This window comes from Pseudomonas cremoris (assembly GCF_014230465.1).
Genome location: NZ_JAAXCY010000011.1, coordinates 53,020 through 67,179 on the forward strand (window position 1 = coordinate 53,020; position 14,160 = coordinate 67,179).

The 14,160-nt window shown below is 60.7% G+C and carries 12 protein-coding genes and 1 other RNA gene; all 13 read right to left on the minus strand.

Annotated elements, in window-relative coordinates:
- Positions 1 to 957, minus strand: coding sequence for a D-alanine--D-alanine ligase (locus tag HF257_RS24855; protein ID WP_185708407.1), 957 nt, complete (start codon positions 955 to 957; stop codon positions 1 to 3).
- Positions 954 to 2,399, minus strand: a complete 1,446-nt coding sequence (murC, locus tag HF257_RS24860; protein WP_185708406.1) for a UDP-N-acetylmuramate--L-alanine ligase — start codon at positions 2,397 to 2,399, stop codon at positions 954 to 956. Before murC ends, HF257_RS24855 begins: the two co-directional genes overlap by 4 nt.
- The gene (gene murG, locus HF257_RS24865) at positions 2,392 to 3,462 is read right to left on the minus strand and encodes an undecaprenyldiphospho-muramoylpentapeptide beta-N-acetylglucosaminyltransferase (protein WP_185708405.1); all 1,071 of its coding nucleotides are present in this window, start codon (positions 3,460 to 3,462) and stop codon (positions 2,392 to 2,394) included. The genes murC and murG overlap by 8 nt, the downstream gene beginning before the upstream one ends.
- Complete coding sequence (ftsW, locus tag HF257_RS24870) at positions 3,452 to 4,675, minus strand: putative lipid II flippase FtsW (protein ID WP_185708404.1); 1,224 nt, start codon at positions 4,673 to 4,675, stop codon at positions 3,452 to 3,454. The genes murG and ftsW overlap by 11 nt, the downstream gene beginning before the upstream one ends.
- The gene (gene murD / locus HF257_RS24875) at positions 4,672 to 6,018 is read right to left on the minus strand and encodes a UDP-N-acetylmuramoyl-L-alanine--D-glutamate ligase (protein WP_185708403.1); all 1,347 of its coding nucleotides are present in this window, start codon (positions 6,016 to 6,018) and stop codon (positions 4,672 to 4,674) included. The genes ftsW and murD overlap by 4 nt, the downstream gene beginning before the upstream one ends.
- Before the next feature lie 6 nt (positions 6,019 to 6,024).
- The gene (gene mraY / locus HF257_RS24880) at positions 6,025 to 7,107 is read right to left on the minus strand and encodes a phospho-N-acetylmuramoyl-pentapeptide-transferase (RefSeq protein ID WP_185708402.1); all 1,083 of its coding nucleotides are present in this window, start codon (positions 7,105 to 7,107) and stop codon (positions 6,025 to 6,027) included.
- Entirely contained in the window at positions 7,107 to 8,477 is a 1,371-nt protein-coding gene (locus HF257_RS24885; protein ID WP_185708401.1) for a UDP-N-acetylmuramoyl-tripeptide--D-alanyl-D-alanine ligase, read from the minus strand. Before HF257_RS24885 ends, mraY begins: the two co-directional genes overlap by 1 nt.
- Positions 8,470 to 9,933 (minus strand): UDP-N-acetylmuramoyl-L-alanyl-D-glutamate--2,6-diaminopimelate ligase, encoded by a 1,464-nt coding sequence (locus tag HF257_RS24890; RefSeq protein ID WP_185708400.1) that lies wholly within the window; start codon positions 9,931 to 9,933, stop codon positions 8,470 to 8,472. The genes HF257_RS24885 and HF257_RS24890 overlap by 8 nt, the downstream gene beginning before the upstream one ends.
- The gene (locus HF257_RS24895) at positions 9,933 to 11,675 is read right to left on the minus strand and encodes a peptidoglycan D,D-transpeptidase FtsI family protein (protein WP_185708455.1); all 1,743 of its coding nucleotides are present in this window, start codon (positions 11,673 to 11,675) and stop codon (positions 9,933 to 9,935) included. Before HF257_RS24895 ends, HF257_RS24890 begins: the two co-directional genes overlap by 1 nt.
- Entirely contained in the window at positions 11,675 to 11,968 is a 294-nt protein-coding gene (gene ftsL / locus HF257_RS24900) for a cell division protein FtsL (RefSeq protein ID WP_017738702.1), read from the minus strand. Before ftsL ends, HF257_RS24895 begins: the two co-directional genes overlap by 1 nt.
- Entirely contained in the window at positions 11,965 to 12,912 is a 948-nt protein-coding gene (rsmH, locus tag HF257_RS24905; protein ID WP_408635729.1) for a 16S rRNA (cytosine(1402)-N(4))-methyltransferase RsmH, read from the minus strand. The genes ftsL and rsmH overlap by 4 nt, the downstream gene beginning before the upstream one ends.
- Positions 12,909 to 13,364: a division/cell wall cluster transcriptional repressor MraZ gene (gene mraZ / locus HF257_RS24910; protein ID WP_003171868.1), complete on the minus strand. Its 456-nt coding sequence runs from the start codon at positions 13,362 to 13,364 to the stop codon at positions 12,909 to 12,911. The genes rsmH and mraZ overlap by 4 nt, the downstream gene beginning before the upstream one ends.
- Positions 13,365 to 13,718: 354 nt before the next feature.
- Positions 13,719 to 14,072, minus strand: an RNA gene (gene rnpB / locus HF257_RS24915) — RNase P RNA component class A.
- Positions 14,073 to 14,160: the final 88 nt, after the last annotated feature.

A 14,160-nucleotide genomic window follows, 5' to 3' on the forward strand; every position in this document is an offset into this window, starting at 1 on the left:
TTAGCCTCTTGGCTCGATGCTTGCGGCCAGGATCGCCAGCACCAACTGCTGGAAATCCAAACCGGCGGCACGAGCTGCCATAGGTACCAAGCTGTGATCGGTCATGCCGGGAGCGGTGTTGACTTCCAGGAACCAGAAATTCCCTTCGTCATCCTGCATCACGTCTGCCCGCGCCCAACCGGCGATACCCAGCGCCTCACAGGCTTTTGCCGTGAGGTCCATCAATTCCTGTTCCTTGGCTGCGTCGAGGCCGCACGGGATCCGGTACTGGGTATCGGAGGCCACGTACTTGGCGTCGTAGTCGTAAAAGGTGTGGGGCGTGCCCAATGCGATAGGCGGCAGTACCTGGCCACGCAGGGTGGCGATGGTGTACTCGGGACCCTGGATCCACTGTTCCACCAACACTTGCGAATCGTAGGTACTTGCCGCTTTCCATGCGTCGATCAATTCGGCGGCCGAGTTCACTTTGGCCATGCCGATACTGGAGCCTTCATGGGCAGGTTTGACGATCAAAGGCAGGCCCAGTTCCTTGGCTGCAGAAATACAATCGTCTTCGCTGCACAGAACACTGTGACGCGGGGTTGGAATGCCCAGGCTGTGCCACACCTGCTTGGTGCGCAACTTGTCCATAGCCAACGCGGAAGCCAGGATGCCACTGCCGGTGTAAGGGATGCCGGCGCATTCCAGCAGGCCTTGCATGCTGCCGTCTTCACCGCCACGGCCGTGGAGGATGATAAAGGCGCGGTCGATCTTCTCGGCCTGCAGGCGAGCAAGGAAGTCATCGCCCACGTCGATGCCGAATGCGTTCACACCGGCGCTTTGCAGCGCTTCGAGCACGGCATTGCCGGACTTGAGCGACACTTCGCGCTCGGCGCTCTTGCCGCCGAACAGTACAGCCACGCGACCGAAATCGGCAGGTGTGATGGTCGAAAACAGGGAGGCGTAATCAGTGGTCATTTCGACGCTCCCTTGGCAGCAGCGAACAGAGGGCTCGCCAGCAATTTAGGGGCAAGGCCGCCAATGTCACCGGCACCCTGGCACAGCAAAATATCGCCGGCACGCAGCAGCGGCTTGACGATCGGCGCCAGGTCTACGCCACGCTCGATGTAGATCGGGTCCAATTGACCGCGCTGACGAATGCTGTTGCACAGCTTGCGGCTGTCCGCCCCCGGGATCGGCTCTTCACCCGCCGGGTAGACTTCCATCAGCAGCAGCACGTTGGCATCGGCCAGTACATTGACGAAATCGTCGTACAAGTCGCGCGTACGGCTATAGCGGTGCGGTTGGTAGACCATTACCAAACGGCGCTCCGGCCAACCACCGCGGACGGCCTTGATCACCGCGGCCACTTCAGTCGGGTGGTGACCGTAGTCATCCACCAGCATCACGTCACCGCCTTCTACCGGCAACTGACCGTAGACCTGGAAGCGACGACCCACGCCGGCAAAGCGCGACAGGCCTTCAACGATGGCTTCATCGCTGACGCCCTCGTCGGTGGCGATGCAAATGGTCGCCAGGGAGTTGAGCACGTTGTGGTTGCCCGGCATGTTGACCGACACGTCGAGCGGCTCGCGGTCGGGACGCAACACGGTGAAGAAGGTTTGCATGCCTTCCTGACGTACATTGATCGCACGCACGTCAGCGTCTTCGCTGAAACCGTAGGTGACGGTTGGGCGCTTGACCAACGGCAGGATCTCGCGCACGACCGGATCGTCCAGGCACACCACGGCCAAACCATAAAACGGCAGGTTGTGCAGGAATTCGACGAAGGTTTTCTTCAATTTGTTGAAGTCACCGTCGTAGGTGGCCATGTGGTCTTCGTCGATGTTGGTGACCACGGCAACCAGCGGTTGCAGGTGCAGGAAGCTCGCGTCACTTTCATCGGCTTCGGCAATCAGGTACCGGCTGGTGCCGAGCTGGGCATTGGTACCCGCTGCATTCAGGCGGCCACCAATCACAAAGGTCGGGTCCAGGCCACCGGCGGCGAACACCGAGGCGATCAGGCTGGTAGTGGTGGTTTTGCCGTGGGTACCGGCGACGGCGATGCCGTGGCGATAGCGCATCAGCTCGGCCAGCATCTCGGCGCGTGGTACCACGGGAATGCGGCGCTCAAGGGCGGTGGCCACTTCCGGGTTGGAGGTGTTCACGGCACTGGACACCACCAGCACGTCGGCCTCGGCAGCGTTCTCGGCACGGTGGCCGATGAAGATTTGCGCACCGAAGGTTTTCAGGCGATCAGTAACCGGCGACTCTTTCAAGTCGGAGCCAGACACCTGGTACCCCAGGTTCAGCAGTACTTCGGCAATGCCGCACATGCCCACACCGCCGATACCGACGAAGTGGATGCGACGGATGCGACGCATCTCGGGTTGTGGCATGGCTTTCTGATTCTCAACCATGGGCCACCTCCAGGCAGATATCGACCACTGTGCGGGTTGCGTCAGGTTTGGCCAGGCGGCTTGCGGTGCTCGCCATGCTGTTGAGTCGTTCCGGTTGCATCAAAACCTCGGTCAGGCGTGCGGCCAAATCGGCGGCGCCAGTCGTTCTTTGCGGCAGCAGGAAGGCAGCGCCCTCCCCGGCCAAATATTCGGCGTTGCGGGTCTGGTGATCGTCGATCGCGTGGGGCAAAGGCACCAGCAAGGACGGCAGACCGGCGGCAGCCAGTTCACTGACGGTCAGCGCACCGGAGCGGCAGACCACCAGGTCGGCCCAGCCATAGGCTTGGGCCATGTCTTTGATGAAGGGCTGTACGTTCGCCTCCACACCCGCCTCGCGATAACGCGTGGCGGTGACTTCACCGTGGTTTTTGCCAGCCTGATGGAAGACTTCCGGGCGCAATTCCACAGGGAGTTGCGCCAGCGCTTCCGGCAGCAATTTGTTCAACGGCTCGGACCCCAGGCTTCCGCCCATGATCAGCAGGTGCGCCTTGCGTCCGGACAACGCTTCACGGGCGATGTCCATAAACAGTTCGGTGCGCACCGGGTTGCCGGTGGTACGCAGTTTGTCCGATGCACCAAAGGTCTTCGGGAAGGCCTCGCACACCCGTGCTGCCAGGGGCACCAGCAAACGGTTGGCGGTACCGGCCACGGCGTTCTGCTCGTGCACGATCACCGGCACGCCAGCGAGTCGAGCAGCAACGCCACCAGGACCGGTCACATAACCGCCAAAGCCCAGCACGCAGACCGGCTTCAATTCACGAATCACTTTGCGTGCTTGCCATACTGCCTTGAGCAACACGAACGGCGCCTTGAGCAGGGACAACTTGCCCTTGCCGCGCAGGCCGGTGACGTTGATCAAATGCAATGGCAAACCCGCATTCGGCACCAATTCATTTTCGATGCCACGCGGCGTGCCCAACCAGTGCACGGTGTAGCCACGGTTCTGAAACTCACGTGCACACGCCAAGGCCGGGAACACGTGGCCCCCGGTGCCGCCTGCCATGATCAGCACGTTAGCGCCCATGGGTCGGCTCCTCGGCAAAGTCGCTTTCACTGAATTCCATCTCTTCGCTACCCAAGTGGGTTCGACTCTCCCATTCGATGCGCAGCAACAAACCGAGACAGGCGCAGCAAATCACCAACGAACTGCCGCCGTAACTGAGGAACGGCAAGGTCAGGCCCTTGGTCGGCAGCAGGCCGACGTTTACACCGATATTGATCAGGAACTGGCCGATCCACAGGAACGACAAGCCGTACGCCACATACGCGGCGAAATACTGTTTAGCCTTCTCAGCCCACAGGCCGATGTACATGCCGCGTACACACACGAACACGAACAGCGCGACGGTGCACAGCGAACCCACGACGCCCAGTTCTTCGGCGAGTACCGAGAACACGAAGTCGGTGTGCGCTTCCGGCAGGTAGAACTGCTTCTGCACGCTGTTGCCCAGGCCCACACCCAGCCACTCGCCGCGACCAAAGGCGATGAGTGCCTGGGTCAACTGGTAGCCGGAACCGAACTGGTCGGACCACGGGTCGGTAAAGGTAATCAGACGGGCCATCCGGTAGGGTTGCGCCTGCACCAGAATCGTCACCGCTGCGACCGCCAGCACCACCATCAAGGTGAAACGGAACAAGCCCACGCCACCGAGGAACAGCATCGCCGCAGCGGCCCCCATCATCACGACGGTGGCACCGAAGTCAGGCTCCATCAGCAACAGGCCAGCCATGGGCAGCAGTACGATGAATGGCTTGAAGAAGCCCATCCAGCTTTCGCGCACTTCTTTCTGGCGGCGCACCAGGTAGCCGGCGAGGTAGATCACCACGAACACCTTGGCGATTTCCGAAGGCTGCACGTTGAACGCACCGAAGCCGATCCAACGCATCGAACCGTTCACCTCCCGGCCAATGCCGGGCAGGATCACCATGATCAGCAAACCAAACGCTCCGATGAGCATCAGCCAGCCCAGGCGCTGCCAGGTGGCGATAGGGATCATCATCGTCACGATGCATGCGCCGAGGCCGAGCACCAGGTACACCAGGTGACGGATCATCATGTACAGGGTGTTGCCCGATTGCACGGCGGCCACCTCGGACGATGCCGAGGTGATCATCACGAGGCCCAGGCCCAGCAGCGCCAGGCAACCGGCAAGCATTGGGAAATCGAGGTCGATGCCGCGCCCGGTAATGATCGGCGACGGGTACGGCTTGATGATGTTCCGGAAATTGATGCTCATGCCAAGCCCTCCACGGCGCGCGCGAACAACTGGCCGCGCTCTTCGTAGTTCTTGAACATGTCGAAACTGGCACACGCCGGCGACAGCAGCACCGCGTCGCCCGGCTGGGCCAGCGCCCTGCATTGGGCAATCGCGTCGTCCAGGGAGGAGGCACGCACTTGCGGCACAGCGTCACCCAGGGCTGCGGCGATCAGGTCGGAGTCACGGCCCATCAGCACCACGGCGCGGCAATGCTCGCCCACAGGGCCTTTGAGGTCCTTGAAGTCGGCACCCTTGCCGTCGCCACCGGCGATCAGCACGAGCTTGCCTTCGATATCGGCGCCCAGGCCTTCGATGGCAGCCAGGGCTGCACCGACGTTGGTGGCCTTGGAGTCGTTGTAATAGCTAACGTCGTCGAGGTCGCGTACCCATTGGCAGCGATGCTCAAGGCCGCCAAAGGTACGCAGGGCCGACAGCATGGCGTCGAACGGCAGGCCAACGGCATGCCCCAGTGCCAGGGCCGCAAGGGCATTGGACTGGTTATGGGCGCCACGAATTTTCAACTCGCGCACCGGCATCAGGTTCTGGAATTCGAAGGCCAGGTATTTCTCGCCGTTCTCTTCACGAATGCCGAAAGCTTTGAAATCGGGTTTGCTCAGGCCGAAGGTCCAGCATGGCAGGCCCTCACCCATCAGCGGACGGCTCAGGGCGTCCTGACGGTTGACCACGACCTGCTTGGCGCCACGGAAAATCCGGTGCTTGGCCAAGTGATAAGCCGGCAGGCCGCTGTAGCGGTCCATGTGGTCTTCACTCACGTTGAGCACGGTTGCCACTTCGGCACCGAGATCATGAGTGGTTTCCAGTTGGAAGCTCGACAACTCCATCACGTACAGCTCGATGTCATCGCTGAGCAGGTCCAGCGCCGGCGTGCCAAGGTTGCCGCCCACCGCGACACGCTTGCCCGCCGCAGCCGCCATCTCGCCGACCAACGTGGTCACGGTGCTTTTCGCGTTGGAACCGCTGATGGCGATGATCGGCGCCTGCGCGTTACGCGCGAACAGGTCGATATCGCCGGACAGCTTCACGCCACGCGCGGCTGCCGCTTGCAGGGCCGGTGTCGCCAAGGCCAGGCCAGGGCTCACGTAGAGCTCATCGGCGCGGCACAGAAACTCGACATCCAGCTCGCCACAACGCACTTCCACGTGCGGGTAGTCACGGCGCAGCGTGACCAGCTCCGGTGGATTTTCCCGCGTATCGGCCACGGCAAACGGCTTGCCCCGGTTCGCCAGGAAGCGAACCAGGGACATGCCGCTCTTGCCGAGGCCGACAACGATGCGGAAGTGGTCTGAAGCGATCAGGGACACTCGTTTCTACCTCAGTTTCAGGGTGGCAAGGCCAACCAGTACCAGAATCACGGTGATGATCCAGAAGCGCACGATCACGCGCGGCTCGGGCCAGCCCTTGAGTTCAAAGTGGTGGTGAATCGGCGCCATGCGGAACACGCGGCGTCCGGTCAATTTGAAGGAGGCCACCTGGATGACCACCGACAGGGTTTCCATCACGAACACACCGCCCATGATGAACAGCACGATTTCCTGGCGAACGATCACTGCGATGGTGCCCAGGGCCGCGCCCAGCGCCAGTGCGCCGACGTCACCCATGAAGACTTGCGCCGGGTAGGTGTTGAACCACAGGAAGCCCAGGCCGGCACCGATCAGTGCGCCGCAGAACACGATCAATTCACCGGCGCCCGGTACATAGGGGATCAGCAGGTATTCAGCGAATTTCACGTTACCCGACAGGTAGCAGAAGATGCCGAGTGCGCCGCCCACCATCACTGTCGGCATGATCGCCAGGCCATCGAGGCCGTCGGTGAGGTTAACGGCGTTGCTGGAGCCGACGATCACAAAGTAGGTCAGCACCACGAAGCCGACGCCCAGTGGAATGCTGGCGTCCTTGAGCATCGGGATGATCAGGGTGGTTTCTACTGCGCTCGGCGCCGTGGTGTAGAGGAAAATCGCCGCGCCCAGGCCGAACACCGACTGCCAGAAGTACTTCCAGCGGCTTGGCAGCCCTTTCGAGTTTTTCTCGATGACCTTGCGGTAGTCATCCACCCAGCCGATGGCGCCGAACAACAGGGTCACCAGCAGCACGGTCCACACGTAGCGGTTATGCAGGTCGGCCCACAGCAAGGTGCTGATACCGATGGACGACAGGATCAACGCACCGCCCATGGTCGGGGTGCCGGACTTGGACAGGTGCGACTGCGGGCCGTCATTACGAACCGATTGACCAATTTGCAGGTTCTGCAGGGTGCGGATCATCCACGGCCCTAAAAACAGCGACAGAGACAGCGCCGTCAGCACACCCAGGATCCCGCGCAGGGTCAGGTACTGAAAGACCGCGAAGCCTTTGTGGAACTGTTGCAGATACTCAGCCAGCAGCAGCAGCATTAATGTTTCTCCGTACTTGAGCCACACAAGGCCGCGACGACGTTTTCCATCACCGCGCTGCGCGATCCCTTGATCAAAATGGTTGTGTGTTTGTCTTGTTCAGCCGCAGTCAGCGCCTGGATCAGCTCGGCCTGGGTGGCGAAATGGCGCGCGCCGGGGCCGAAGGCGTTGACGGCATGGGCCATATTTGTACCCACGGCGTAAAGCGCATCGGCTTTGCCAACGGCGTAGGCACCGACTTCGCGGTGGCCTTGCTCAGCCCAGTCGCCCAACTCACCGATATCGCCCAGCACCAGCACCTTGCGCCCGGCAAAGGTTTTAAGCAGGTCTACCGCAGCATTGATCGAGGACGGGTTGGCGTTGTAGGTGTCGTCAATCACGCGCATGCCATTGGTCGCCAACTGCGCCACGGTGCGGCCCTTGACCGGCTGCACCGCGCCCAGGCCAGTGGCGATACCGAACAGCGATACGCCCAAGGCATGGGCGGCTGCAGCAGCAGCCAAGGCGTTAGCGACGTTGTGGTTGCCCAGCAAGTTCAACTGCACGTGCTCACTGCCTTGCGGGGTATGCAAGGTGAAGGACGGGCACCCACGCGCATCGACCGTGATGTCGGACGCATGGAAATCAGCCGCAGCGTTGAGCACGGCAAACGTCAACACCTTGCGACCGGCGGCGCGTACACGCCAGGTCTCAAAGGCCTTGTCGTCAAGATTCAATACAGCGGTGCCCGAGGCATCGAGCCCCTCAAGGATTTCGCCCTTGGCTTCGACGATCTTTTCCGGACCGCCGAACTCGCCCACGTGGGCCGTACCGGCGTTGTTGATGATGGCCACGTGGGGCTTGGTCAGCGCCACGGTGTAGGCGATTTCGCCAACACGCGATGCACCCAATTCAATCACCGCCGCCGTGTGTTCCGGGGCCAGTTCGAGCAGGGTCAGCGGTGCACCGAAATCATTGTTCAGGTTGCCACGGGTAGCCAGGACCGGCCCGCGCGTACGCAAGATGCCAGCCAGCAGTTCCTTGACCGTGGTCTTGCCGCTGGAGCCGGTAATGGCTGCAACGGGCTTGTCGAAAGCGGCGCGGTTCAAGGCGCCCAACTGGCCGAGGGCTAATCGGGTATCGGCCACCAGTAATTGCGGCAAGGTGGAATCTGCCACTTCACGCTGTACCAAGGCACCCACTGCACCTTTGGCGGCGACGTCATTCAGGTAGTCGTGACCATCGAAACGCGGGCCTGCCAGTGCGACAAACAGTTGCCCGGGCTTGATGTTGCGACTGTCGATACTGACCCCGTCGAAGCTGCAATCGCTCGACAGCACACGGGCCGACAGGGCCTGGGTCAGTTCGCTGAATTTCATCGCTTTAAGCATGAGCGACCTCCCAGGTGGTCAAGGCGTGATCGGCCTCGACCAGATCGGAGAAGGCATGGCGTTCGCCATTGATTTCCTGGTAGTCCTCGTGACCTTTGCCAGCCAGCACCACCACGTCGTCGGCATTGGCACTGGCGATCAATTGGGCGATGGCCGCACCGCGACCGGCGACGAAGGTGGCCTTGGACACGTCTTTGAAGCCTGTGCGGATGTCGTCGAAAATCTGGCTCGGGTCTTCGCTGCGTGGGTTGTCATCGGTGACGAGTACGCCGTCAGCCAGACGCTCGACGATTTCGGCCATCAACGGACGCTTGCCGCGATCACGATCACCGCCGCAACCGAACAGGCACAACAACCGGCCCTTGGCGTGAGGACGCAGGGCGACGAGAACCTTTTCCAGTGCGTCCGGCGTGTGCGCATAGTCGACCACTACCAGTGGTTGATTGCCGCCACCCAGCCGCTGCATGCGACCGACCGGCCCTTCCAACTTGGGCAGCACGCGCAGGATTTCATCGAGGGCGTAATCCAGGCCAAGCAACGCGCCGATGGCGGCAAGTACGTTGCTCAGGTTGAAGCGTCCCAGCAAGGTACTGCGCAGGTGATGCTCGCCCTGAGGCGTGACCAACGTGGCACGTACGCCTTCGTCGTCAAATTGGGCTTCACGGCAATACAGGTACGCGCTGGCGTCCAGCAGGCTGTAGCTGATCAGGCGCGATTCACGGTCTTGCGCAGCCAACTGGCGACCGAATTCGTCGTCCAGGTTCACCACCCGGCACTTGAGGTCATTCCACGCAAACAGCTTGGCCTTGGCGGCGGCATACGCTTCCATGGTGCCGTGGTAATCCAGGTGATCGCGGGACAGGTTGGTCATCACGGCCACATCAAATGCCAGCGCAGCGACGCGGCCCTGCACCAGGCCGTGGGAGGAGACTTCCATGGCCACCGCCTTGGCACCGGCCTTTTTCAGGTCGGCCAGGGTCGCTTGCACGGCAATAGGGTTCGGCGTGGTGTGCAGGCCGCTTTGCAGCGCGCCATAAAAGCCAGTGCCGAGCGTGCCGACAATGCCGCAATGCTGGCCCAGCAGATCAAGCGCCTGGGCGATCAATTGGGTCACGCTGGTCTTGCCATTGGTGCCGGTGACACCCACAAGATTGAGCTGACGGCTCGGGTCGCCATAGAAACGCCCGGCGATATCGGACAACTGCGCAGCCAGGCCCTTGACCGGAATCAACGGCACGTCAGTGATCGGCAGCACGGTGGCGCCTTCCACTTCATAAGCCACCGCTGCGGCACCGCGCTGCAAGGCATCGGCGATATGCGCACGGCCATCGTACTTGCCGCCCGGTACCGCCAGGAACAGATCACCGGCGCGCACATTGCGGCTGTCCAGGCTCAGCTCACGGATCAGTAGATCGCGACCGGCGTGGGCGAAAATCTTGTTCAGGCTAAGAGACATCAGCCGCGCCCTCCATTGGCTTTTGCAGCAGCGGCCGGTGGTCCGGCGTTCGCTTGTTGGGTCGGCGGCAGGTTGTCCGGCGTGATATTCATCAGGCGCAGGGTGCCGGACATCACTTTGCTGAACACCGGCGCCGATACCAGGCCACCGAAGTAGCCCGCTTTACTCGGTTCATCGATCACTACGACGATGGCGTAGCGCGGGTCGCTCATCGGGCCGAAACCGGCAAACAGCGAGCGGTAGGAATTCTCGGCGTAGCCCTTGGTGCCGACCGATGTCTTACGGGCAGTACCGGACTTGCCTGCCACGTGATACGCCGGCACCTGGGCACGGAATACACCGCGTGGCGCTTCGATCACTTGTTGCAGCATGCCTTGCATGGTCTTGGCGACGTTTTCCGGGATCACCTGGGTGGCTTTCGGTGCTTCGTCGACGTGGATCAGGCTCAGCGGCACCATGCGACCATTGTTGGCCAGCACAGAGAAGGCGTGGGCCAGTTGGATCGCGGTCACAGACAGGCCGTAGCCATAGGAAAGCGTGGCGGTCTCGGCTTTTTTCCAGTCGCGGTAGTTCGGCAGGTTGCCCACTCGCTCGCCAGGGAAGTCGAGGCCGGTGGGTTGGCCCAAGCCGATTTTTTGCGCGAGGTGGTAGATGGTTTCGCCGCCGATATCGAAGGCAACCTTGCTCATGCCCACGTTACTGGAGTTGATCAAAATACCTGTCAAATCCAACACTGGGCCTTCGGTACGGGATACGTCACGAATGGTGTATTTGCCCAACTGCAAGGTGCCCGGATACACCTCGACCTTGTCGCTGGGTTTCCAGCGCCCGGTTTCGAGGGCGGCACTCATCGAGATGGCTTTCATAGTCGAACCCGGCTCGAACACGTCGATCATTGCGCGGTTACGCATCATCGCCGGTTGCAGGTTGCGACGGTTGTTCGGGTTGTAGGTCGGCTGGTTGACCATGGCAAGGATCTCGCCGGTCTTCACGTCCATGATCACCAGGCTGCCGGCCTTGGCGCCGTTCTCGATGATCGCGTTGCGCAGCTCGCGGTTGGCCAGGTATTGCAGACGCAGGTCAATCGACAACGCCAAGGGCTTACCGGCCTTGGCGTTTTTAGTGACTTGGACATCCTTGATCAGTCTGCCACGCCGATCCTTGATGACTTGTCGTTTGCCGGGAACCCCGGCCAGCCATTCGTCGTAGGCGAGTTCCACACCTTCACGACCGTGGTCATCGATGTCGGTAAAACCGACCATATGCGCGGTGGTTTCACCGGCTGGGTAGAAACGACGGAATTCCTCGATGCCATAGACACCGGGGACTTTAAGGTCGAGCACTTGCTGGCCTTGCTCGGGGGTAAGCCCGCGAACAAGGTAGATGAATTCTTTGTTGGCCTGGGCCTCAAGGCGTTCTGCCAGGGCTTTAGGGTCTTGGCCGAGGGCGGCGGCGAGTGCCGGCCAACGATCCTTGGCAACCTGCAGTTCCTTGGCGTTGGCCCACAGGGTCGTCACCGGGGTACTGACGGCCAGAGGCTCGCCGTTGCGGTCGGTGATCAGGCCGCGGTGTGCAGGAATTGGAATATGACGCAGGCTACGGGCATCGCCCTGGCCGATCAGGAAGTCGCGATCGACCACTTGCAGGTCGATGATCCGCCAGGCAATCGCCCCCACCATCAATGCCAGCAAGCCGAGCATCAGGCGGAAGCGCCACGGGTAGAGTGCGCCTTCAAGTTTCATCATGGCGCCACCATGCGGACTTCAGCCGCGCCAGGGATGTGCATTTTCAGTTGTTCGGTGGCCAACACTTCGATCCGACTGTGAGCCGTCCAAGTGCTTTGTTCCAGGATCAGCCGCCCCCACTCCGCTTGCGCCTTGTCGCGCACGCTCAATTCCCCGTACAGGGTGTTGAGCAATTGGCGGTTGTAGTGCGCGCTGTAGGACACCGCTATCGCGGACACCAGGACGCCGACGTACAACAGCATCATGAAGAAGCTGCCGCCCGGAAGGGGCTTGGCGAAAAGCTTGCTCACCGCAACTTCTCCGCGACACGCATGACGGCGCTACGGGAACGTGGGTTGGCCTTGAGTTCGGCTTCGGAAGCGAACTGCGCTTTGCCATGGATTTTGATTTTCGGCACAAAGGCTTCGAAACGTACCGGCAGGTTGCGCGGCAGGTTGTCGGACTCACCTTTAACCAGGCGACGCATGAACAATTTGACGATGCGGTCTTCCAGAGAGTGGAAGCTGATCACCACCAGGCGACCGCCCACTTCCAGCGCGTCGAGGGCGGCCTCAAGGCCAGCCTCCAGGTCGCCCAATTCGTTGTTGACGTGAATGCGCAGGCCTTGGAAAGCTCGGGTCGCCGGGTTCTTGCCCTTTTCCCAGGCGGGGTTGGCGACTTTCAGCACTTCGGCCAGGTCGGCGGTGCGTTCGAACGGCTGGATCTCCCGACGCTCGACTACGGCGCGCGCCATGCGGCCGGCGAAGCGCTCTTCACCGTATTCCTTGAATACACGAGTGATTTCTTCATGGGGAGCGGTGGCGATGAACTCGGCAGCACTGATGCCCCGCGTCGGGTCCATGCGCATGTCGAGCGGGCCGTCGTTCATGAAACTGAAGCCGCGCTCCGGGTCGTCGAGCTGTGGCGAAGACACGCCCAGGTCGAGCAAAACCCCGGCCACCTTGCCCGCCATGCCACGCCCGGCAACTTCTGCACCCAGTTCGGCAAAGCTACGCTGCACAACGACAAAGCGGCCGTCTTCGGCCGCTAGCGCTTGCCCGGTGGCAATCGCTTGAGGGTCTTTGTCGAACCCGAGGAGCTTACCGTCGGACCCGAGCTGGCTGAGTATCAACCGGCTGTGCCCGCCCCTGCCGAAGGTGCCATCCAAATAGCAGCCATCCGCGCGTACGGCGAGAGCCTCAACGGCTTCGTCAAGCAGTACGGTGATGTGGTTAAAGCCGCTATCAATAGTCACAGGATCAAATCACGCAGTTCATCAGGCATGGCGCCCGGTTGTTGAATAGCAGCCAGGTCCGCTGCAGACACAGCATCCCAGGCATCTTCGTCCCACAATTGGAACTTGTTCAGTTGGCCCACCAGCATTGCGCGCTTATCGAGCTTGGCGTACTCGCGCAAACGCGGCGGCACCAGGAAACGACCACTGCCATCGAGTTCGAGGTCGACGGCATTACCGATCAGCAAACGCTGCAAACGGCGGTTTTCTTCACGCAATGAAGGCAGAGCGCGCAACTTGGTTTCAATCAACTCCCACTCATCGAGCGGGTAAACACATAAACAAGGATCAACGGCATCAATGGTGATGATCAGTTGCCCGGAACTTCGCGAAATGAGCTCGTCACGATACCGGCTCGGCATGGCGAGACGGCCTTTTGCATCGAGACTGATAGCGTTAGCTCCGCGAAACACAGATGCGTTTCTCCAAATTTTAGCGTTTTACGTTCAAAAAACCCACTTTGTGCCACTTTCCGCCACTTGCGCACACTATAGGAATGCGCCCACCACACCGTCAAGGCGCGGATTCAAGGAAAAGCCTTACAGAACGGAGATTTAGGATCGTAAAAGGAGGAGAAACCAGAGTTCGGCGATGTTTTTGGCCCAACAAGCGCTAATAGCTCAAAGAGCTATGGCTTAAAGTTAAAGTGATTTATTAAGAGTAAGATTTTTTTGGTATTACGAAGATGCATCTGCCAATGATTCGACAGGGAGGGATTCTTGCGTTATTACCGGGTTTCTGCCCGAGATTCGGACAGAAGGAAAAAGGTGGAGAGTCGATCTATAAGCCGGGTTCTGTCTTGAACAGTCATTCGTCTACGATGGCCATCACTGGACATCTTTAGCAACCTACCCGGTCCCAGCGCGGGCCACGCCTTGGGACCCTATTTGGTCTTGCTCCAAGTGGGGTTTACCTAGCCACGAACTGTTGCCAGTCGTGCGGTGCGCTCTTACCGCACCTTTTCACCCTTACCGGCACCGAAGTGCTTAGGCGGTTATTTTCTGTGGCACTTTCCGTAGGCTCACGCCTCCCAGGCATTACCTGGCACTTCGCCCTATGGAGCCCGGACTTTCCTCCCCCCCCTAATTTTCATAGAGGGCAGCGACTGTCCAATCGACTCTCCGCCGCGCAGGTTAACGGCACGGCGGACTTAGGACAAGTATTAAAAGTACAGTTTTGCCATCACGTTCAGACGGAATACAGGTTTGG

What these genes read in the sequence shown, in the direction of transcription:
- HF257_RS24855 (WP_185708407.1), bottom strand. Translation starts at nt 957, where the DNA reads ATGACCACTGATTACGCCTCCCTGTTTTCGACCATCACACCTGCCGAT.
- murC (WP_185708406.1), bottom strand. Translation starts at nt 2,399, where the DNA reads ATGGTTGAGAATCAGAAAGCCATGCCACAACCCGAGATGCGTCGCATC.
- mraY (WP_185708402.1), bottom strand. Translation starts at nt 7,107, where the DNA reads ATGCTGCTGCTGCTGGCTGAGTATCTGCAACAGTTCCACAAAGGCTTC.
- HF257_RS24890 (WP_185708400.1), bottom strand. Translation starts at nt 9,933, where the DNA reads ATGTCTCTTAGCCTGAACAAGATTTTCGCCCACGCCGGTCGCGATCTA.
- ftsW (WP_185708404.1), bottom strand. Translation starts at nt 4,675, where the DNA reads ATGAGCATCAATTTCCGGAACATCATCAAGCCGTACCCGTCGCCGATC.
- murG (WP_185708405.1), bottom strand. Translation starts at nt 3,462, where the DNA reads ATGGGCGCTAACGTGCTGATCATGGCAGGCGGCACCGGGGGCCACGTG.
- HF257_RS24895 (WP_185708455.1), bottom strand. Translation starts at nt 11,675, where the DNA reads ATGAAACTTGAAGGCGCACTCTACCCGTGGCGCTTCCGCCTGATGCTC.
- HF257_RS24885 (WP_185708401.1), bottom strand. Translation starts at nt 8,477, where the DNA reads ATGCTTAAAGCGATGAAATTCAGCGAACTGACCCAGGCCCTGTCGGCC.